Genomic DNA, 19270 nt, shown 5'->3' with positions numbered 1-19270 from the left:
CTTTGCGCATACCCAAATTGCCGCTGCGCCGACAACAGCCCATCGGGCGCATGGCGCAGTGGTGAGAGCCCCTTCCTTCCAAGCGCAAGAGTTTGATGACAGACGAATTATCCATTCGAGTCGAACGATCCTTCAAGAATATCGCCCCGGAAAGCTGGTCGAAGCTCGCCGGAGCGTCCAGAACCGGCAGCGTCCTGCCATACCATCCCTTTGTCTCGCACGCCTTCCTCTCATCGCTGGAGGAGTCCGGTTCCGCGACTGACAAGACGGGATGGCTCGGCAGTCATCTGCTGCTCGAAACCGACGGCGGCGAATTGCTTGGTGCCGTCGCGGGCTACCTGAAGAGCCATAGCCAGGGCGAATATGTCTTCGACCATGGCTGGGCCGATGCCTTCGAACGGGCCGGCGGCCGCTATTATCCGAAGCTGCAGTGCTCCATTCCCTTCACACCCGCCACGGGACCGCGGCTGCTCGTCGCTGAGGGACAGGACCGAAGCGTGCTGCAGCCGGCGCTTCCCGAGAGCCTGAAAGAGGTCACCCGGCAGCTCGGCGTTTCCTCGGCGCACATCACCTTCCTGCCGGAAGACGAGATTTCTGTTTTCGAAACGGACGGTTATCTGCATCGCACCGACCAGCAATTCCACTTCATCAATGAGGGCTATGCCAATCACGACGCGTTTCTGGAGACGCTGGCATCGCGCAAGCGGAAGGCGTTGAAGAAGGAACGGCGCGCGGCGGTCGAGCACGGCATCACCATCGACTGGCTGACCGGCAGCGATCTGACCGAAGGCATATGGGACCAGTTCTTCGCCTTCTATATGGATACCGGCAGCCGCAAATGGGGCCGCCCCTACCTCACGCGGAAATTCTATTCGCTGATTGGCGAGCGTATGCCTGACGATATCCTGCTCGTCATGGCGAAGCGCGAAGGACGTTACATCGCCGGCGCCATCAACTTCATCGGGGGCGAGACGCTTTACGGCCGCCATTGGGGCTGCATCGAGGATCATCCCTTTCTGCATTTCGAAGTCTGCTATCATCAGGCGATCGATTTTGCGCTGAGTAAAGGCTTGAAGCGCGTGGAAGCCGGGGCGCAGGGCGAACACAAGTTGGCGCGTGGCTATCTTCCCGTCATCACGCATTCTGCGCACTATATCGGCCATCAGGGCCTGCGACGCGCCGTTGCGGACTATCTGAAGCATGAGCGGGAACAAGTGGAGGAGATGAGCGAAATCCTCACCGAGCACAGCCCCTTCCGCAAGGGCGAGCGGCAGGATATCTAACCGTTCGGCATAAACACAAACGCAAGACGAGGAGACACTGGATGACCAGCCCCGCCTATGACGACAACAATATCTTCGCAAAGATCCTGAAGGGCGAGATCCCTTCCTACCGCGTCTACGAGGATGAGCACACAGTCGCCTTCATGGATGTGATGCCGCAGTCGCCGGGCCACACGCTTGTCGTGCCGAAGGCGCCCTCCCGCAATATTTTCGACGCCGATCCGGCCGCCCTGCAGCAGGCTATCACTGTGGTACAGAAGATCGCCGTCGCCGTTCGGGAAGCCTTCGACGCGGACGGCGTCTATATCGCGCAGTTCAACGAGCCCCCCGCGGGACAAACCGTCTTCCATCTGCATTTCCACGTTATTCCGCGCATCGAGGGTGTCGCGCTGAAGCCGCATTCGGGCAAGATGGAGGATGGCGCCGTGCTGGCGGAAAACGCGAGGAAGATCATCGAAGCGCTGCCTTGATGCGCTGAGTTCCTCAAGTCCTCTCTGAGATTTTTCTCATAACCATATAAAAACGGCTGCATTATCTCTAATGCAGCCGTTTCATTTTTCTCAAATCACCGATCGGTGACTACTTACGCGGAACCTTCGGAACCGCGCCACCGCCCTTACGCGGTGACTTGCCTTCGGACTCGCCGCTTTCACCTGAGGTCGCGGCTTTAGCTGAGCGGCGGCTATCGGCTGCCGTTGCAGCCTTACCGACGCGGCTTCTGGCCTTGACTGTCGTGTCGCCGTCATCCTCTTCCACCTCGGCCGGCACATCGCCCACTTCGGCTTCCGGCTTCGGCCGGATCGGAGCGGTGTCGGCGATCGCCTCGAGCAGGATGCCGGTCGAGCCGTCTTCCTTCTTGCCGACCGTGACGGTGACGACGCCGCCCTTCTTCAGCTTGCCGAAGAGGATTTCATTCGCCAGCGGCTTCTTGATGTTTTCCTGGATGACGCGCGCCAGCGGACGGGCGCCCATCTTGTCGTCGTAACCCTTCTCGGACAGCCATGCGATGGCGTCTTCGTGCAGGTCGAAGGTAACGTTCCGTTCGGAAAGCTGCGCTTCCAGCTGCATGATGAACTTCTGCACGACCTTGTGGATAACGGTCGTCGGCAACGGCGCGAAGGGAATGACCGCATCCAGACGATTGCGGAATTCCGGGGTGAACAGGCGGTTGAGAGCCTCTTCATCCTCGCCCGTGCGCTTGGACGAACCGAAGCCGATCGCAGCCTTGGCCATTTCCGAAGCGCCCGCATTGGTCGTCATGATCAGGATGACGTTGCGGAAGTCGATCTTCTTGCCGTTATGGTCGGTCAGCGCGCCATGGTCCATGACCTGCAGCAGGATATTGAAGATATCCGGATGCGCCTTCTCGATTTCGTCGAGCAGAACCACGCTGTGCGGATGCTGGTCGACGCCATCGGTCAGGAGGCCGCCCTGGTCGAAGCCGACGTAGCCGGGAGGTGCACCAAGCAGACGGGAAACCGTATGACGCTCCATGTACTCCGACATGTCGAAGCGCAGCAGCTCGACGCCAAGCGACGAGGCAAGCTGCTTGGCAACTTCCGTCTTGCCGACGCCGGTGGGGCCGGAGAAGACGTAGCAGCCGATCGGCTTGTTCGGTTCGCGCAGGCCGGCACGTGCCAGCTTGATCGAAGTCGAAAGTGCTTCGATCGCCGTATCCTGGCCGTAGACGACCGAACGCAGTTCCTGCTCGAGGTTGGCGAGAACCATCTCGTCATCCTTGGAAACCGTCTTCGGCGGAATGCGGGCCATGGTGGCGATCGTCACCTCGATCTCCCGCTCGGTGATCAGCTTGCGACGCTTCGAGGGCGGCAACAGCATTTGCGCGGCGCCGGTTTCATCGATGACGTCGATCGCCTTGTCCGGCAGCTTGCGGTCGGAGATGTAGCGGGCCGACAACTCGACCGCCGACTTGATGGCGTCGTTCGAGTAGCGCAGGTGGTGATACTCTTCAAAATAGGGCTTAAGACCCTTCATGATTTCGATGGCATCCTCGATGCTCGGCTCGTTGACGTCGATCTTCTGGAAGCGGCGGACGAGAGCCCGGTCCTTCTCGAAGAACTGACGGTATTCCTTGTAGGTGGTCGAACCGATGCAACGGATCGCGCCTGAGGAAAGAGCAGGCTTCAGCAGGTTGGACGCATCCATCGCGCCACCGGAGGTGGCGCCCGCACCGATAACGGTGTGGATCTCGTCGATGAACAGCACGGCGCCCGGATACTCTTCGAGCTCCTTGACGACCTGCTTCAGGCGCTCTTCAAAATCGCCGCGATAACGGGTGCCGGCAAGCAGCGTGCCCATATCGAGCGAAAAGATCGTGGCATCGGCCAGAGCTTCCGGAACCTTGCCTTCTACGATTCGCTTGGCAAGACCTTCGGCAATCGCCGTCTTACCGACGCCAGGGTCGCCGACATAGAGCGGGTTGTTCTTCGAGCGGCGGCACAGCACCTGGATGGTGCGGTTGACCTCGGAGTGGCGGCCGATCAGCGGATCGATCTTGCCGCTCTTGGCCTTCTCATTGAGGTTGACGCAGTAGGCCTTCAGCGCATCCTGCTGCTTCTTGCCGTTGCCCTCCTCCTGCTCGCCGCGGGAGGTCGGCTTGCTCTCGGATTCGCTTTCCTCGGCGCCGCGCGGCGTGCGGGTCTGGGAGGAACCCGGGCGCTTGCCGATGCCGTGAGAGATATAGTTGACCGCGTCATAGCGGGTCATTTCCTGCTCCTGCAGGAAAAAGGCAGCATGGCTTTCCCGCTCCGCGAAAATCGCGACGAGAACATTGGCGCCCGTCACTTCCTCGCGGCCGGAAGATTGCACATGGATCACGGCGCGCTGGATGACGCGCTGGAAGCCGGAGGTCGGCTTCGAGTCTTCATCATAGCCCGTAACCAGGTTGGAGAGTTCATTATCGACGTATTCAGTCAGAGTCTTACGGAGCGCGTCGAGATCAACATTGCACGCGCCCATGACAGCTGCGGCATCGGCGTCGTCTACCAACGCCAAAAGCAGATGTTCCAGCGTGGCATACTCGTGATGCCGCTCGTTCGCGTAGGTCAGTGCCTGATGCAGCGCCTTCTCAAGACTAGGCGAAAATGTTGGCACGTTCAGATCCTCACTTCTTTTCCATAACACATTGCAGCGGATGCTGGTGCTGCCGGGCAAAATCCATCACCTGGCTCACCTTCGTTTCGGCTACTTCATATGTATATATCCCGCACTCACCCACGCCATGGTTGTGGACATGAAGCATGATACGGGTGGCACCTTCGAGATCCTTTTGGAAGAAACGCTCCAGGATATGGATCACGAAGTCCATGGGCGTGTAGTCGTCATTCAGAAGCAGCACGCGGTACAGGTTCGGTTTTTTGGTCTTGGGCTTGGTGCGCGTAATCACCGAGGTCCCACGGTTTCCGTTGTCCCCGTTCCTTTCGCTGTTGTTTTGCATCCGGATCGGCTCAGCGATCATTTCATTCATTCCTCAAATCATCCGGCAGAAGCTATTGCATTCCGACTTGGCACTGGGGTTGGGTTCGTCACTTGGTCGGGCCGGATATCCGAACCTCTAACTTAGTTCATATTGGCGGGATTTTAAGCCCCTTGCGGGACACTGCAATCACAATTCGCTGACAAAGCGGGCTGCGGTCAAAAAAGTCGCTGCATATCTTCGCCTTTGGTTCGATGCACCAAACCGCAAAAGACCGGCCACGCATCGCGCAGCCGGCCTTTCCGGAAATTTTTGCCCTTCGGCGAAAGCTTAAGCGGCGGTCGCCGTAGCTGCTGCCTTGCTGGCAGCCTTCGTTGCAGCCGCGACGGGCGCTTCGTAGGGCTTGTAGGCGTTCTTGGCGAGATCGGCATACATTTCACCGAGCTTGGTGGCTTCGGCAACGAAATTTTCGTAGGAGGACTTCACATAGCTGCTCTGCAGTTCGAAGGCAGCTTCGAAGCTCTTGACGCCGGCGAGCGTTTCGAAGTGCGCAACACCATCCTGGAAAGACTTCTTGGAGTATTCAGCGGCTTCGGCGGCGATCGCCTGAAAGCCCTTGGTGACATCGGAATAGCTCTTCAGCGCCGTGTCCATGGCTTCCTTGCCCTTCTTGTTTGCTTCATCGAAATTGAACATGCTTCTCCGTCCCTTATTGGCCGGCCGGCGGCCGGTTTACAGGGTAAAGCTTAAATGCGACGCACAATTAGTCAAGTAGTCTTGTGCGCCGCAATATCTCCCTGTGGTTGCATTACGGAGGAGAACAGGCCGCCAGTGGCTTCGGGTGCGGCGCATCATTTTGTTTTTTCTAAAATATATCATCGGGCCTGCAACCACAGGCTTTGATTAAAATATTGGCATCTGGTCAGAAAGAAGCCGCAAGAGATCAAAACGGCGGCGGAATGATCAAATTGGCAACTGCCAAAGAAAAAGGCCGCATTTCAATGAAATACGGCCCGAATACTCGATCACTATACGAGATCGATGGAATCAGAGATCGACGTCCAAAATGGCCATCGAGAAGTTATAGGAGCGGTCGCCATCTTCATCGTCGATATAGACAACACCCAGAAACTCTTCGCCGAGATAGACTTCTGCAGAATCGTTCTTGCGCGGGCGGGCCTTCACCACGACCTGCGGGTTGAACGTGCGCTTGAAATAGGCGTCGAGCTTCTTGATTTCTTCAGGCTTCACAATGCTTCTCCGTGAGGATCTCGGTTGGCCGCTTCTTGCATAGGAAAAGCGGCGGTGTAAAGACCGGAACCGCGCATAGCTATCCAGCGGCAGCGCAAGCCTCGGAAAATCGAATTGGAACTTCCTAGATTCCCGCGCCCATGATCTGATCCACGACCAATTGCTCGGCAAGCAGCTGGTCCATCGAGCGAGACGGCTCGGAACACCCTGCTTCCCCGACCACCTTGGCCGGAACGCCGGCCACGGTCGTCTTGGCGGGGACCTCCTTCAGCACTACCGAGCCTGCGGCGATACGCGAGCAATGGCCGATCTGGATATTGCCGAGAATTTTTGCTCCCGCCCCGATCAAAACGCCATGGGCGATCTTCGGATGGCGGTCGCTGCCCTCCTTGCCGGTGCCGCCGAGCGTGACCCCGTGCAGGATAGAGACGTTGTCGCCGATGACGGCCGTCTCGCCCACGACGAGGCCGGTCGCGTGATCGAGGAAGATGCCCTTGCCGATGCGCGCCGCCGGGTTGATATCGGTCTGGAAGACGCTGGAGGAACGGCTCTGCAGATAGAGCGCGAAATCGCGACGGCCGCGATTATAGAGCCAATGCGCAAGGCGATGTGTCTGCAGCGCATGAAAACCCTTGAAATAGAGCACCGGCTCCAGGAACCGCAGGCAGGCAGGGTCGCGATCGTAGACGGCCTGGATATCGACGCGCAGAATCGATCCCCACTCCGGCCAGTCTGCCAGCATTTCCTCGAAGGTCTGCCGCAGGAGGATGGCCTGCAGGTCCGGATGGTCGAGCCGCTCGCAAATGCGATAGATAACGCATTCTTCCAGCGAACGATGGTTGATGATCGTCGAATAGAGGAAGGCAGCAAGGAGCGGATCCTTTTCGGCAGCGGCGCGTGCTTCCTCGCGCATGCTGTCCCAGATCGGGTCCATGAGCTTCACTGCGCCTAAGCCTTCTACCTGGCGAATATCCGTTGCTGCGACCATTGGCGGTCTCCCGATTTTCTGTCAGGGGTGCATTATATAGAATAAAAGCCACACAAGACAAATGGGTTGGTTGCATATGATTTTCGGGCATGACTTTGCCGGCGGTCTCATTCGCGCGACATGCAGCGATGGCATAGGCATGATCGCGATCAGCAACCCCGACAGAAAGAATGCGGTGACGGCCGCCATGTGGCGTGCGATCCCGCAAGCAGTGCGCATTCTGACCGATGAAGCCCATGCGCATGTGATTGTTCTACGCGGCACGGGCGCGGATTTTTCAGCCGGCGCCGATATCAGCGAATTCGACAGCGTTCGCAAGAATTCCGACACCGCAGTCGCCTATGAGGCTCTGAACAGTCGGGCTTTCGAGGCGATTCGCCACTGCCGCGTGCCGACGATCGCCGCAATCCGTGGCATCTGCTATGGCGGCGGCTTCGGGCTCGCCGCCGCCTGCGATCTGCGGATCGCCGAAAAAGGCGCGCGGTTTTCCGTTCCCGCCACCCGCCTCGGCATCGCCTATCCCGCCGACGCCGTGCAGGATATCGTCAACGCGCTCGGGCAGCAGATGGCGAAGGTTGCCTTGTTTACCGGTGCCTCCATGTCGAGCGAGAAGATGGCGGCTGTCGGCTTTCTTCTGGAGGAAGTCGAGGAAAGCGTATTCGATCAGGAAGTATCCGCCCTCACCCATGCGATTGCGGCCAATGCGCCGATCGCGCTGCATGCTTCGAAACTCGCAATCCGGGCTGTCATCGAGCAGGATGGCGACCTGTTGCGCGAGGCGGAAGTAATCGGCGCCGAGACTTTCGACAGCGCCGATTACGCCGAGGGCCGTGCCGCCTTTGCCGAGCGGCGGAAACCGCATTTCACCGGCAAGTGACCTGAAACCTAGCGCTTGTCCAGGCGCTGGTAGAATTCCAGAACCGCAGCCTTGAAGATCTTGTCGCCAACGGCGAGCATATGATCGCGGTTCGGAATGTCTATGGCCTCGGCATTCGGCATCAGTGCAGCCAACTCCTGCCCGGAGCCGGCAATATCGTCCTTGGTGCCGACGGCTATCAATGTCGGTGCCTCGATCTTCGCCACATCGTCCCGTGATACCAGATCGCGCGAGCCCTGGATGCAGGCGGCCAACGCCTGACGGTCGCTTTTCGTCTGTTCGGCAAAAGCACGGAACATGCGCCCGCGGGCATAGGTGACATCATCGAGCGACGGCGCCACCAGCGCATCGGCAATCGGATCCCAATCGCCGACGCCCTCAACCATTCCAATGCCGAGACCGCCCAGCACCAGCGAGCGGACACGATCAGGATGCGCGATTGCCATGAAGGCCGAAACGCGCGCACCCATGGAATAACCCATGACGTGCGCCTCTGAAATGCCCAGATGATCGAGGAGTGCCACGGCATCCTCTGCCATGATCCAAGGGTGATAGACATCGACATCGTAAGGCTTGTCGCTCGAGCCGTGACCGCGATTGTCGATGGCGATGACGCGATAACCCGCCTCGCCGAGCGTCTTCAGCCAGCCGGGATTGACCCAATTGGTAATCGCCGTGGAGGCGAAGCCGTGGATCAGCAGCACCGGCGGGCCGTTCGGATCTCCTTCGTCGAAAAAGGCGAGCTTCAATCCATCTCGGACGAAATGGAGCATCTTGGGAGCATTCAAATTCATGGCGTCGTCTTTATAAGTTGGGTCCTGTTGGCGGCGGACCATATTTTATCGGCGATATCAAATGAACCCTGCGCTTGCGAAAATCTCTGCATCAAGCCGGACTTTCGCACTACACAATCGGGAAGAAGGATTATAAAGAGGGGCTACCAAGTCTGGCGCAACATTCATGCCGCTCACGGCAAGACGCATTCGGAGATCATCATGGCCGGCCACAATATTCCCCATTTCCAGAACGACGGCGGACATCGCGTCATCGAAATCGGCGTGAAGGAATTCATGTGCACCGGCGCTTCGGTTCCCTATGATCATCCACACATCTTCATCGATCTCGGAGACGAGAACGAGAAGGTCTGCTCCTACTGCTCGACGCTCTATCGCTACAATCCGTCGCTGAAGGCGGATCAGACCAATCCGGCCGGCTGCGTCTTCCATTTCAAGGCTGCCTGACGCCATAGCGTCCGATCGGACACAAGAAAATGCCGATCAAAGCAGCCGCAATCATCGGCGCCGGAATAGCTGGATTGACGGCGGCGCTGGCGCTGGCGCGACATGGCATTGCCTCCGACATTTTCGAACAGGCAGAGGTGCTGACCGAGGTTGGCGCCGGCCTGCAGATTTCGCCAAATGCCTCCCGCATTCTCAATACGCTCGGCGTTCTCGACAAACTTCGATCCGTCTGGCTGGAGCCGGAGGAAGTCCGGCTCGTGTCCGGCTCATCCCTGCGTCCTGTTGCATTGGTTCCCTGTGGAAAATTTGCAAGAGAGCGATGGGGTGCGCCCTATGGGACCGCGCATCGGGCGACCCTGCAAAAGGCGCTTCTGGATGCGGTGACGGGCAATACCCTATGCAGGCTGCATCTCGGCCGGCACATCGACATCAAAAACAAGCTGGCACTGGAAGAGATCGCCGGAAGGAAGTTCGATCTCGTCATCGGTGCCGACGGCGTCTGGTCGAAGGCGCATGCGATGGTGCCAGGCGCGCCCTCGCCCCTCTTTTCGGGCAATATTGCCTGGCGCTTCTCCGTCCCTGAGGCGGTCGCCCCTTCCGTCCTGAGCAAGACAAGCGTTACGGCCTTCCTCGGGCCATCGAGCCATCTCGTCTGCTATCCCATTCGGGAAAATGCCGCCTTCAATATTGTCGCGATCGTCTCCGGCAGCGGCACCAGCCGCGATTGGGGCGTAGCCGGCAACAGAACGCAGCGTGAGCAGATGCTGCGCGGCTTTTCCGGCTGGAACAGAACGATCCTGCAAATGCTCGAAGCCCAGGAGCAGGCCAGCTTCTGGCCGCTCTACGAGATGAAGGCGGGCCGATGGCATAATGGCAGCGATACGATTCTGATCGGGGACGCTGCGCATGCGATGATGCCGTTTGCGGCCCAGGGTGCGGCCATGGCGATAGAGGACGCCTTCGAGCTTGCCGGCATGCTTTCGGGACGCGAGCCCGCGGAAGCTTTCGAGCTCTACGAGAGGCATCGAGCCCCGCGGATATCCCGCCTGCGCCAGCGCGCCGCCTTCAACCAGTTTGCCTATCACGCACGCGGCCCCATCCGCCTCGCGCGCGATCTCGTCCTCTCGTTGCGCCCGCCGCAAAGTCTCGCGGCGGACATGGATTGGATCTACGGCTATCGCGCCATCGGCTGATCAGGCCTGCCGGACGGCAGCAAAGCCCCTTTCAATATCCGCCTTGATGTCGGCGACGTCTTCCAGGCCGATTTGCAGCCGGATAACAGGCCCCTCCGTCGGAGCCTTGGTCACGCGCCGGTCACTGAGGTTGACCTGCAGTGCAAGGCTCTCGAAGCCGCCCCAGGAATAGCCGAGACCGAAAATACGCAGAGCATCCAGGAAGGCATGCGCCTTCACCTTGAATTTTTGCGGATCGTCGACGGCCAGAACGAAAGAGAAGATTCCGCTCGCCCCCTTGAAATCGCGCTTCCACAAGTCGTGGCCCGGAAAGCTCGGCAGGGCCGGATGCAGCACGCGCGCAACTTCTTCCCTGCCCTCGAGCCATTGTGCGATCGCAAGCGCGCTTTCCTGATGACGCTCCAGACGCACGCCCATGGTACGCAAGCCGCGCAGGACCTGATAGGCATCGTCAGGCGCGCCGCAGAGGCCGAGCTGCCCATGCGCCGCGATCAATTGCTTCCAATGCGCTTCATTGGCCGAAACGGTTCCCATCAAGATATCGGAGTGGCCAGCCGGATATTTCGTCACGGCATGAATGGAAACATCGACGCCATGGTCGAGTGGCTTGAAATAGAGCGGCGTCGCCCAGGTATTGTCCATGGTGACGACGCAGCCGTGACGATGAGCTACCGACGAAATCGCCGGAATATCCTGCATTTCAAAGGTGTTGGAACCCGGCGCTTCGGTATGGACCAGCCTGGTGTTCGGCTTGATCAGCTGTTCGATGCCGGCACCCACCATAGGATCGTAATATTCGACCTCGATACCGAGGCGCTTCAGCATCGTATCGCAGAAGAATCGCGTGGGGCCGTAGACCGAATCGACGATCAAGGCATGATCGCCGGCAGACAGATAAGCGAGAAACGTCACCGTCACCGCTGCAAGCCCGGAGGGAACGATCACCGTTCCGGCGGAGCCTTCCAGCGCATTCATCGCCTCGCAAAGCGCATCCGTGGTCGGAGTTCCACGCGTACCGTAGGTGTATTTCTGGTCATGCGTTTCCATCACGCGCGCATTGGGAAACAGGACCGTCGAAGCATGCACCACGGGCGGATTGACGAATCCATGGAAATCGAATGGCGAATTGCCGATATGGGACAAACGCGTGTTGATGCCGGCGTTCTGCAGGAAGTTGTCTTTGTCTTTCATGTCCGGATATGCCTTTGGCGCTGCGAGAAAGTGGATTTGTGGCGACCAAGCTCCGCCTGGTCAACCCCGGTGCTTCCAATGCGCTCACATTATTCGAAGGCTAAAATAACGAAAACGAGAGAAGAAACCGCATTTTCGTGCAGTTTTTTGGCAAAACGTCGCTCATTTTGACGCCAAATGCCCAGTTTTCGGCCAGGGCGAGCGAAAATGCCGAATAAATCCGCAATAATTGGGGCAATCTCTTGACCGCTACACCTTTTACGACTGTGATAGCGCCACTCGCTCCGAGAAGGAAGGAACGTGGTTCCCCAGGGACCTGCTTCGGAGGCGATACTCTTTTAATTATAAAACAAATAGACAAAGGTAGGGAAAATGAAAAAGTTTGCTCTCTCCGTATTCCTCGGAGCCGCAGCATTGGCTTACACCGCGTCCGGTGCGTCGGCTTCGACGCTCAGCGACGTGAAAGCCAAGGGCTTCGTGCAATGCGGCGTGAATCCTGCTCTTCTCGGCTTTGCACAGCCTGATGCGGCCGGCAACTGGGCCGGCTTCGACATCGACTTCTGCAAGGCTGTAGCGTCTGCCGTATTCGGCGATCCGAGCAAGGTGAAATACACACCTCTCAGCGCTAAGGACCGCTTCACCGCGCTGCAGTCGGGCGAAATCGACGTACTTTCCCGTAACACCACCTGGACCATCAACCGCGATACGGCGCTCGGCCTCAAGTTCCGCCCCGTCACCTATTATGACGGCCAGGGCTTCATGGTCCGCAAGGAATTGAACGTGAAGTCCGCGCTCGAGCTGTCGGGCGCTGCCATCTGCGTCCAGTCCGGCACGACGACCGAGCTGAACCTCGCCGACTATTTCAAGACCAACAACCTTCAGTACAATCCCGTTGTCTTCGACAAGCTCGAAGAAATCACGACGGCTTATGATTCCGGCCGTTGCGACGTCTTCACCACAGACCAGTCGCAGCTCTATGCCGTGCGCCTGACATTGAAGAACCCGGACGATAACGTCATTCTGCCCGAGATCATCTCGAAGGAGCCTCTCGGCCCGGCCGTTCGTCAGGGTGACGACCAGTGGTTCAATATCGTCAGCTGGACGGCCTACGCACTCGTGAACGCTGAAGAGTTCGGCATCACCCAGAAGAACGTCGACGAAATGAAGAATTCGGCCAATCCGGACATCAAGCGCTTCCTCGGCGCCGAGCAAGGCTCCACGATCGGCACCGACCTGGGCCTGACCAACGATTGGTCCTACAACATCATCAAGGGCGTCGGCAATTACGGCGAAATCTTCGAGCGTAATATCGGTGCAAGCAGCCCGCTGAAGATTGCCCGCGGCATCAACGCTCTGTGGAACAAGGGCGGCATTCAGTACGCCCCTCCGGTGCGCTGAGGCTTAAGAGTCCTAGCCTAACTTAAAGAGAGAGGCGGCTTCGCCTCTCTTCCCTCAAGAAAACAAGCCTGAAACGGGCACATTGGGGAAAATTTATACATGGCAATTACTGCAAACTCGCCCGAAGGCGAGCGTTCAGCCTTATCGGCAGCGTTGTACGACCCCAAAGTTCGGGGCGTGTTCTACCAGGCCGTCACGATCATTATCCTTGTGGCCTTCTGCTGGTTCATCGTTACCAATACGATGGATAATCTGCGCGCCTTGAACAGATCTTTCGGCTTCGACTTTCTCGAAGGTCGCGCCGGTTTCAACCTGGGGCAGGCGCTGATCCCCTACTCCAGCGATTCGACCAATACTACTGCGCTCATCGTTGGCCTGCTCAACACGCTTCTCATTTCGCTGGTGGGCATCGTTGCGGCAACGATCGTCGGCTTTTTAGTCGGCCTCGGTAGGCTTTCGCATAATTGGCTCATTGCGAAGCTATCGCAGGCCTATGTCGAAATCTTCCGCAATATCCCGCCGCTGCTCGTCATCTTCTTCTGGTACAGCGGCGTTCTGGTACTGCTACCGCAGGCGCGCGATGCCGTGCACCTGCCGTTTTCCAGCTATCTCAGCAACCGCGGGCTTGCCTTCCCGAGCCCGATCTTCGGTGCGGGCATGTGGGTCGTCGGCGCGGCCTTCCTCGTCGCCGTGGCCGCGGTGTTCTTCGTGGCACGCTGGGCGCACAGGCGTCAAACGGCAACGGGTCAGCAATTCCACACAATCTGGGTGTCGATCGGCATCTTGATCGGCCTGCCGTTGCTGGTCTTCCTGGTGACGGGCATGCCGCTTTCCTTCGACTACCCGGTTGCCGGCAAATTCAATCTGACAGGCGGCACGGTGATAGGTCCGGAGTTCCTTGCGCTTCTCCTCGCCCTTTCCCTTTACACCGCATCCTACATTGCCGAGATCGTTCGCGCCGGCATTCGCGGCGTGGCAAAGGGGCAGTCGGAGGCAGCGGGCGCACTCGGTCTGCGAGCCTCAGCCATCAACCGGCTGATCGTCTTACCACAGGCAATGCGCATCATCATTCCGCCGCTGACGAGCCAATATCTCAATCTCATCAAGAACTCATCTCTCGCCATCGCCATCGGCTACGCAGATATTGTCGCCGTCGGCGGCGTGATCCTCAACCAGTCCGGCCGAGCCGTCGAAATCGTCATCCTATGGATGGTCGTCTATCTCATCTTGAGCATCGCAACCTCGCTGTTCATGAACTGGTTCAACGCCAAGATGGCTCTGGTGGAGAGATAAGATGTCGAGCGTAGATCAACACTTCGTCAGCAAGACATTGCTTGTGGCGCAGCCGGCGCCCGCCAGCGAGAAAGGTCCGTGGCACTGGTTGAAAAAGAACCTGTTTGCCACGCCGAAAGACATCGTCCTGACCTTGATTGCTGTCGCCTTCCTGGCCTGGACGATACCGCACCTGGTCGACTGGCTATTCATAAACGCAGTCTGGAGCGGCACGGACCGCACATTCTGCGCCACTACGGTCCAGGGCGGAACGCAGCCAGATGGCTGGAACGCCGCCTGCTGGGCCTTCGTCCGCGCAAAATTCGTCATCTTCATGTTCGGCCTGTATCCGCCGGACGAGCGCTGGCGGCCGCTGCTCGTCTGCATCTTGATGGTCGCGAGCTTTGTACCGCTGCTGATACCGTCCGTTCCCAGGAAGGGATTGAACGCAATCCTGGCATTCTTCGTGCTGCCGATCATCTCTTTCTTCCTGCTTCATGGCGGTTTCGGTCTTGAGATCGTCGAAACGGAAAGATGGGGCGGGCTGTTGGTAACGCTGGTCATTGCCTTCGTCGCAATCGCGGTCTCCTTTCCGTTCGGCATCGTGCTCGCGCTGGGGCGCCGCTCGAAAATGCCCGTTGTGCGCATGCTGTGCGTGATCTTCATCGAAGTGATCCGCGGCGTGCCGTTGATCACGGTGCTGTTCATGGCGAGCTACATGCTGCCGCTGTTCATGCCGCAGGGCTGGACTGTCGATAAGCTGCTGCGTGCCGTCGTCGGTGTTGCGATCTTCACCTCGGCCTATATGGCCGAAGTCATTCGCGGCGGTCTGCAGGCGATACCGAAGGGCCAGTTCGAAGGCGCCGATTCACTCGGTCTCGGCTACTGGCAGAAGATGCGGCTGATCATTCTGCCGCAGGCAATCAAGCTGGTCATTCCCGGCATCGTCAATACCTATATCGGTATGTTCAAGGACACGTCGCTGGTTGCGATCATCGGCATGTTCGACCTGCTCGGCATCGTCCGTCAGAACTTCGCGGATGCCAACTGGGCGACTGCGGTGACCCCCGTAACGGGTCTCGTTTTCGCAGGATTCGTTTTTTGGCTGTTCTGCTTTGGCATGTCGCGCTATTCAGGTTTCGTGGAACGCCATCTCGACACCGGCCACAAGCGATAAAATTGAGGGAAACACAAAATGGCTGAAGCCCAATCGAAGAAAATGACTGTCTCCGAGACCGAGGTCGCGGTCGACATGATCAACATGAACAAGTGGTACGGCGATTTCCACGTGCTGCGCGATATCAATCTGAAGGTCATGCGCGGTGAGCGCATTGTCATTGCCGGCCCGTCCGGCTCGGGCAAATCGACGATGATCCGCTGCATCAACCGCCTGGAAGAACATCAGAAGGGCCAGATCATCGTCGACGGCGTCGAGCTGACGAACGACCTGAAGAAGATCGACGAAGTGCGCCGCGAAGTCGGCATGGTGTTCCAGCACTTCAATCTCTTCCCGCATTTGACCATTCTGGAAAACTGCACGCTGGCACCGATCTGGGTGCGCAAGATGCCGAAGAAGCAGGCGGAAGAGATCGCCATGCACTTCCTCACCCGCGTCAAGATCCCGGAGCAGGCCAAGAAATATCCCGGCCAGCTTTCCGGCGGCCAGCAGCAGCGCGTGGCGATCGCCCGCTCGCTCTGCATGAACCCGAAGATCATGCTGTTCGACGAGCCGACATCTGCGCTCGACCCCGAAATGATCAAGGAAGTGCTCGACACCATGGTCGGCCTTGCCGAAGAAGGCATGACCATGCTGTGCGTCACCCACGAGATGGGCTTTGCCCGCCAGGTCGCCAACCGCGTCATCTTCATGGACCAGGGCCAGATCGTCGAGCAGAATTCGCCGAAGGAATTCTTCGACAACCCGCAGCATGAGCGCACAAAGCTGTTCCTCAGCCAGATCCTGCACTGATTTGGAATAGATCGAATGAACAAAACCCGCCGCTGCATCGCAGCCGGCGGGTTTTTTCATAGGTTCAGTGACGGTTATCGGCGTTAGGCGAGGATATCGCGGACTGTCTTCTCCTGGTTGCCGCCTGCAAATGGCAGCGTGAGCAAGCCCTGTAGCGCTTCGCAAAAAACGCGATATATTCTTTATAGCCGCGAATAATGCGGAATTCACGAGACGTCGAGGGAAGCGGGCCGTGAAAAGAAGCGACAGGATCATCGGCGGACTTGCACTTTTAAGCGCCGCCATCATCGTCATAAAACTGGCCGGAGCAATGTACGGCCACGATCTCATTCAGATGGCGGTCGATGCTACAAGGCCCGTAGGCGCCGGCGGCTGGTCAACGACGGCGAACTGAGCATAAAGAGCGGGCTGATCGCGCGTGATCAGCAGCACGCTATCTGATCGGAGAATGGCGACCCCTGCAGGATTCGAACCTGCGACCACATGCTTAGAAGGCAAGTGCTCTATCCAGCTGAGCTAAGGGGCCGTAAGGCCTGGCCGCATCTCACGCGCGGCGGGCAACACATGCCTGAAACCGCCGCCAAACTCAATGGGCGGCGTTCAATAAGTGCCTGGCTTCAGTGAGTCCAGGGCTGGATGCGGTTGAAGCGGAAGTTGTCTGAATAAGACAACGTCTGCCGGATAGGATCCTTCGGCGGGACGACGCGGTAATCGATGCCGTTGCGCTTGGCGTAGTCTTCCGCCTGCTCCTGCGTCTCGAAGGTCAGCTTGAGCTGCTGGCGCATATCGCCCGAGGAGGTATAGCCCATGATCGGATCGATCTTGCGCGGCGTTTCCTGATCGAACTCCAGAACCCAGATATTGGTTTTGGCCTTGCCGGATTGCATGGCGGTTTTTGCAGGACGATAAATCTTGGCAGGCATTGCTGCAGCGCCTCCGAATCAAGCGGGAATGATCCGCCTTCTTGCTTCTCTTGCCTTGGCGCGATCCCTTGCAGGTCACGCGAACACGACTTTTGCTTAGCCGCGAATCCCTTTGTTTTCAAGCGAAAAGGCAGCCGCCATCGGGACGAATTCAACGACTTCTATGAGGGGATATTAAATGGTCGGAGTGGAGAGATTCGAACTCCCGACCCTCTGGTCCCAAACCAGATGCGCTACCAGACTGCGCTACACTCCGTACCGTCACATGACCCAAACGGGATCATGAGTTGATTTCCGCCGAACGCTTGATCCTGCGGAACGAGTGGGGAGATACACGGTTCATCTCCCCGCTGCAACAGGTAAAATCTCGGCCGGCACATCTTCCCCGGTGAAAATTTACTTGCCGAGCTTTCCTGAAATGGTGGCACTCGTCACCGTATCGCCAACGGCAAGGCCGAGTTTGCGAACAATACCGGCATTCAGCTCGATGACATAGGCAACCGGCCCACCGGAGCTGATGATCGCTTCGGAATAGGGCACGGCGTTTTCCTGGATATGGGTTACAACACCTTTTTGATCCAGAAACAGCATATCGAGCGGCAACTTGGTGTTCTTCATCCACATCATGACAGGCCGTGGCGTGCCGAAATCGAACAGCATGCCATGATCGGCCGGCATGCTATCGCGATACATCAGGCCGAGTTCGAGCTGTGGCGGCGTCAGGGCCAGTTCCACGGTGAATTTATGCGTCTGGCCCTTGGGCGATGCGATTGAAAGCGGCTCCGAATCGAAAGCCATCGACTGCCGGCCCACAGTTTGTCCCGCAAAGGACACGGGGATTACGGCCCCAACGAGAAAAAGCGCCAAAATGGCGCTTTTCAAAATTCCGGAAAAATCAGCTTTGCTCATATCAGTGCGGCCGTGTCACCGGGCTCGGCGCATCCGGGTGGATTTCGGCGGCCATCAGGCCTTTTTCGCCCGGTCCAAAACGGACGAGCACCACCTGCCCCGGCCGAAGCTCGGCGAGACCGAAGCGGCGCAGCGTTTCCATGTGCACGAAGATATCCTCCGTGCCCTCTCCGCGCGTCAGGAAGCCGAAGCCCTTGGTGCGGTTGAACCACTTGACCAGTGCGCGCTCAAGGCCGCTCGTGGCGGTCACCTGCACGTGTGTGCGGACAGGCGGCATCTGCGACGGATGTACGGCCGTCGATTGGTCCATGGAGAGGATCTTGAAAGCCTGATATCCGCGCTCCCGGCGCTGGATCAGCGCGACGATGCGGGTTCCTTCGAGAATCGTCTGATAACCGTCACGGCGCAGACACGTCACGTGCAGCAATACGTCCTGCATGCCATTGTCAGGCACGATAAAACCGAAGCCCTTGGCGACATCGAACCACTTGACGACGCCTGAGATTTCGATGAGCTCGACGGTATCGCCGGACATCTCCTCGAAGTCGACAACTCCCTTCGATGAAATTCTGTCACCCATCCTAGTCAGCCCTCGATTACGCGTCACACTGTTACGGTTAACTGATTCCCTGATATCAAGATTAACATCTTGGTAACGGAAAAGCGCAAGTCCTAGTTTTCGTTTATTCCCACCCTAAGATTATTGCTCCAAGACTTGCGCGAAGCTGGTGCCGCGATCGAAGATCCGTCCAGCTCAACATTAAGAGAGGAAATAGAATGCGTTATCTCCATACGATGGTCCGCGTCACCGATCTCGACGCCTCGTTGCATTTTTATAGCACCTTGTTCGGGCTTGTCGAAACTCGCCGCTACGAAAACGAGAAAGGTCGCTATACGCTCGTTTTCCTTGCGGCCGACGAGGATGCCGAATCGTCCCGCAGCAACGGCGCCCCCAGTCTCGAGCTGACCTATAACTGGGACCCGGAAGAATATAGCGGAGGACGCAATTTCGGCCACCTCGCCTACGAGGTCGACGATATCTATGCGACCTGCCAGAAGCTGATGGACAACGGCATCACGATCAACCGCCCGCCCCGCGATGGTCACATGGCTTTCGTGCGTTCTCCGGACGGCATTTCGATCGAAATCCTGCAGAAGGGCGCCAATCTTCCCTCGGCCGAGCCCTGGGCTTCCATGGCCAATACCGGCTCCTGGTAAGACCTAAGCTTTCGCGAGGCTTACGGCACGCGCGGAGCCATCCGTTTCGCGCTTGCCGCTCATGCCCATCCTCCGGCATGCTTGGACGACTCGAAGCATCATGCATCGGATATCGCGCGGT

At 58.2% G+C, this 19270-nt stretch carries 21 protein-coding genes and 2 tRNA genes; 11 read left to right on the top strand and 12 right to left on the bottom strand.

What is annotated here, in order from left to right; genetic code table 11:
* Positions 1 to 95 precede the first annotated feature (95 nt).
* Both AC13QE_RS19580 and AC13QE_RS19575 read left to right on the top strand, forming a co-directional pair.
* Positions 96 to 1283: a GNAT family N-acetyltransferase gene (locus tag AC13QE_RS19580; protein ID WP_488484911.1), complete on the top strand. Its 1188-nt coding sequence runs from the start codon at positions 96 to 98 to the stop codon at positions 1281 to 1283.
* Positions 1284 to 1324: 41 nt separating this feature from the next.
* Entirely contained in the window at positions 1325 to 1753 is a 429-nt protein-coding gene (locus tag AC13QE_RS19575; protein ID WP_488484910.1) for an HIT family protein, read from the top strand.
* Positions 1754 to 1862: 109 nt separating this feature from the next.
* Here the strand turns inward: AC13QE_RS19575 and clpA are convergent, their stop codons facing one another.
* From clpA to cysE, 5 genes are all read right to left on the bottom strand, one after another.
* A complete protein-coding gene (gene clpA, locus AC13QE_RS19570; RefSeq protein ID WP_132716500.1) occupies positions 1863 to 4397 on the bottom strand; it encodes an ATP-dependent Clp protease ATP-binding subunit ClpA in 2535 nt (844 codons plus the stop codon).
* A 10-nt stretch (positions 4398 to 4407) separates the two neighbouring features.
* The gene (gene clpS / locus AC13QE_RS19565) at positions 4408 to 4761 is read right to left on the bottom strand and encodes an ATP-dependent Clp protease adapter ClpS (RefSeq protein WP_041677877.1); all 354 of its coding nucleotides are present in this window, start codon (positions 4759 to 4761) and stop codon (positions 4408 to 4410) included.
* Positions 4762 to 5049: 288 nt separating this feature from the next.
* Entirely contained in the window at positions 5050 to 5415 is a 366-nt protein-coding gene (locus tag AC13QE_RS19560) for a phasin family protein (RefSeq protein ID WP_075852495.1), read from the bottom strand.
* Between the two features lie 351 nt (positions 5416 to 5766).
* Positions 5767 to 5970: a DUF3126 family protein gene (locus tag AC13QE_RS19555; RefSeq protein WP_015339784.1), complete on the bottom strand. Its 204-nt coding sequence runs from the start codon at positions 5968 to 5970 to the stop codon at positions 5767 to 5769.
* Positions 5971 to 6094: 124 nt separating this feature from the next.
* Positions 6095 to 6958, bottom strand: coding sequence for a serine O-acetyltransferase (gene cysE / locus AC13QE_RS19550; protein ID WP_015339783.1), 864 nt, complete (start codon positions 6956 to 6958; stop codon positions 6095 to 6097).
* 76 nt (positions 6959 to 7034) lie between these two features.
* Here cysE and AC13QE_RS19545 point away from each other — a divergent pair, with 76 nt between their 5' ends.
* Positions 7035 to 7835, top strand: a complete 801-nt coding sequence (locus tag AC13QE_RS19545; RefSeq protein WP_488484909.1) for an enoyl-CoA hydratase-related protein — start codon at positions 7035 to 7037, stop codon at positions 7833 to 7835.
* An 8-nt stretch (positions 7836 to 7843) separates the two neighbouring features.
* On the opposite strand, the gene AC13QE_RS19540 is transcribed toward AC13QE_RS19545, so the two are convergent.
* Positions 7844 to 8629: an alpha/beta fold hydrolase gene (locus AC13QE_RS19540; protein WP_488484908.1), complete on the bottom strand. Its 786-nt coding sequence runs from the start codon at positions 8627 to 8629 to the stop codon at positions 7844 to 7846.
* A 201-nt stretch (positions 8630 to 8830) separates the two neighbouring features.
* Between AC13QE_RS19540 and AC13QE_RS19535 the strand changes: the two genes are divergently transcribed.
* Both AC13QE_RS19535 and AC13QE_RS19530 read left to right on the top strand, forming a co-directional pair.
* Positions 8831 to 9076: a zinc-finger domain-containing protein gene (locus AC13QE_RS19535; protein WP_015339780.1), complete on the top strand. Its 246-nt coding sequence runs from the start codon at positions 8831 to 8833 to the stop codon at positions 9074 to 9076.
* Between the two features lie 29 nt (positions 9077 to 9105).
* Complete coding sequence (locus AC13QE_RS19530; RefSeq protein WP_488484907.1) at positions 9106 to 10269, top strand: FAD-dependent monooxygenase; 1164 nt, start codon at positions 9106 to 9108, stop codon at positions 10267 to 10269.
* Here AC13QE_RS19530 and AC13QE_RS19525 read toward each other — a convergent pair whose 3' ends face one another.
* Positions 10270 to 11460 (bottom strand): cystathionine beta-lyase, encoded by a 1191-nt coding sequence (locus tag AC13QE_RS19525; protein ID WP_488484906.1) that lies wholly within the window; start codon positions 11458 to 11460, stop codon positions 10270 to 10272.
* Between the two features lie 372 nt (positions 11461 to 11832).
* On the opposite strand from AC13QE_RS19525, the gene AC13QE_RS19520 reads away from it, so the two are divergent.
* From AC13QE_RS19520 to AC13QE_RS19500, 5 genes are all read left to right on the top strand, one after another.
* Positions 11833 to 12858, top strand: a complete 1026-nt coding sequence (locus AC13QE_RS19520; protein ID WP_488484905.1) for an amino acid ABC transporter substrate-binding protein — start codon at positions 11833 to 11835, stop codon at positions 12856 to 12858.
* Between the two features lie 99 nt (positions 12859 to 12957).
* Positions 12958 to 14151, top strand: coding sequence for an amino acid ABC transporter permease (locus AC13QE_RS19515; RefSeq protein WP_488484904.1), 1194 nt, complete (start codon positions 12958 to 12960; stop codon positions 14149 to 14151).
* A 1-nt stretch (position 14152) separates the two neighbouring features.
* Positions 14153 to 15307, top strand: coding sequence for an amino acid ABC transporter permease (locus tag AC13QE_RS19510; protein WP_488484903.1), 1155 nt, complete (start codon positions 14153 to 14155; stop codon positions 15305 to 15307).
* A gap of 18 nt (positions 15308 to 15325) precedes the next feature.
* The gene (locus AC13QE_RS19505; RefSeq protein WP_015339774.1) at positions 15326 to 16099 is read left to right on the top strand and encodes an amino acid ABC transporter ATP-binding protein; all 774 of its coding nucleotides are present in this window, start codon (positions 15326 to 15328) and stop codon (positions 16097 to 16099) included.
* Positions 16100 to 16331: 232 nt separating this feature from the next.
* Complete coding sequence (locus AC13QE_RS19500; RefSeq protein ID WP_488484902.1) at positions 16332 to 16493, top strand: hypothetical protein; 162 nt, start codon at positions 16332 to 16334, stop codon at positions 16491 to 16493.
* A 55-nt stretch (positions 16494 to 16548) separates the two neighbouring features.
* On the opposite strand, the gene AC13QE_RS19495 is transcribed toward AC13QE_RS19500, so the two are convergent.
* The 5 genes from AC13QE_RS19495 to AC13QE_RS19475 all read right to left on the bottom strand — a co-directional run bounded on the left by AC13QE_RS19495 (position 16549) and on the right by AC13QE_RS19475 (position 18511).
* Positions 16549 to 16625, bottom strand: a tRNA-Arg gene (locus AC13QE_RS19495).
* A 91-nt stretch (positions 16626 to 16716) separates the two neighbouring features.
* On the bottom strand, positions 16717 to 17022 hold the full coding sequence (locus tag AC13QE_RS19490) for an ETC complex I subunit (RefSeq protein WP_112338303.1): 306 nt from the start codon (positions 17020 to 17022) through the stop codon (positions 16717 to 16719).
* 179 nt (positions 17023 to 17201) lie between these two features.
* Positions 17202 to 17278, bottom strand: a tRNA-Pro gene (locus AC13QE_RS19485).
* 140 nt (positions 17279 to 17418) lie between these two features.
* A complete protein-coding gene (locus AC13QE_RS19480) occupies positions 17419 to 17931 on the bottom strand; it encodes a DUF192 domain-containing protein (RefSeq protein WP_488484901.1) in 513 nt (170 codons plus the stop codon).
* 1 nt (position 17932) lies between these two features.
* Complete coding sequence (locus tag AC13QE_RS19475; protein ID WP_015339721.1) at positions 17933 to 18511, bottom strand: cold-shock protein; 579 nt, start codon at positions 18509 to 18511, stop codon at positions 17933 to 17935.
* 197 nt (positions 18512 to 18708) lie between these two features.
* On the opposite strand from AC13QE_RS19475, the gene AC13QE_RS19470 reads away from it, so the two are divergent.
* Complete coding sequence (locus AC13QE_RS19470) at positions 18709 to 19149, top strand: VOC family protein (protein ID WP_015339720.1); 441 nt, start codon at positions 18709 to 18711, stop codon at positions 19147 to 19149.
* The last annotated feature ends 121 nt before the right edge of the window (positions 19150 to 19270 follow it).

This window comes from Martinezella sp. CNPSo 3957 (assembly GCF_057784395.1).
Note: the sequence above shows the minus strand (reverse complement) of the source record. Positions and strands in the feature narration are given on the sequence as shown.

Bases quoted from the DNA above. Each gene is read 5' to 3' on its own strand.
- AC13QE_RS19580 (WP_488484911.1), top strand. From the start codon at position 96: ATGACAGACGAATTATCCATTCGAGTCGAACGATCCTTCAAGAATATC.
- AC13QE_RS19575 (WP_488484910.1), top strand. From the start codon at position 1,325: ATGACCAGCCCCGCCTATGACGACAACAATATCTTCGCAAAGATCCTG.
- clpS (WP_041677877.1), bottom strand. From the start codon at position 4,761: ATGATCGCTGAGCCGATCCGGATGCAAAACAACAGCGAAAGGAACGGG.
- AC13QE_RS19560 (WP_075852495.1), bottom strand. From the start codon at position 5,415: ATGTTCAATTTCGATGAAGCAAACAAGAAGGGCAAGGAAGCCATGGAC.
- cysE (WP_015339783.1), bottom strand. From the start codon at position 6,958: ATGGTCGCAGCAACGGATATTCGCCAGGTAGAAGGCTTAGGCGCAGTG.
- AC13QE_RS19545 (WP_488484909.1), top strand. From the start codon at position 7,035: ATGATTTTCGGGCATGACTTTGCCGGCGGTCTCATTCGCGCGACATGC.
- AC13QE_RS19540 (WP_488484908.1), bottom strand. From the start codon at position 8,629: ATGAATTTGAATGCTCCCAAGATGCTCCATTTCGTCCGAGATGGATTG.
- AC13QE_RS19535 (WP_015339780.1), top strand. From the start codon at position 8,831: ATGGCCGGCCACAATATTCCCCATTTCCAGAACGACGGCGGACATCGC.
- AC13QE_RS19530 (WP_488484907.1), top strand. From the start codon at position 9,106: ATGCCGATCAAAGCAGCCGCAATCATCGGCGCCGGAATAGCTGGATTG.
- AC13QE_RS19525 (WP_488484906.1), bottom strand. From the start codon at position 11,460: ATGAAAGACAAAGACAACTTCCTGCAGAACGCCGGCATCAACACGCGT.
- AC13QE_RS19520 (WP_488484905.1), top strand. From the start codon at position 11,833: ATGAAAAAGTTTGCTCTCTCCGTATTCCTCGGAGCCGCAGCATTGGCT.
- AC13QE_RS19515 (WP_488484904.1), top strand. From the start codon at position 12,958: ATGGCAATTACTGCAAACTCGCCCGAAGGCGAGCGTTCAGCCTTATCG.
- AC13QE_RS19510 (WP_488484903.1), top strand. From the start codon at position 14,153: ATGTCGAGCGTAGATCAACACTTCGTCAGCAAGACATTGCTTGTGGCG.
- AC13QE_RS19505 (WP_015339774.1), top strand. From the start codon at position 15,326: ATGGCTGAAGCCCAATCGAAGAAAATGACTGTCTCCGAGACCGAGGTC.
- AC13QE_RS19490 (WP_112338303.1), bottom strand. From the start codon at position 17,022: ATGCCTGCCAAGATTTATCGTCCTGCAAAAACCGCCATGCAATCCGGC.
- AC13QE_RS19480 (WP_488484901.1), bottom strand. From the start codon at position 17,931: ATGAGCAAAGCTGATTTTTCCGGAATTTTGAAAAGCGCCATTTTGGCG.
- AC13QE_RS19475 (WP_015339721.1), bottom strand. From the start codon at position 18,511: ATGGGTGACAGAATTTCATCGAAGGGAGTTGTCGACTTCGAGGAGATG.
- AC13QE_RS19470 (WP_015339720.1), top strand. From the start codon at position 18,709: ATGCGTTATCTCCATACGATGGTCCGCGTCACCGATCTCGACGCCTCG.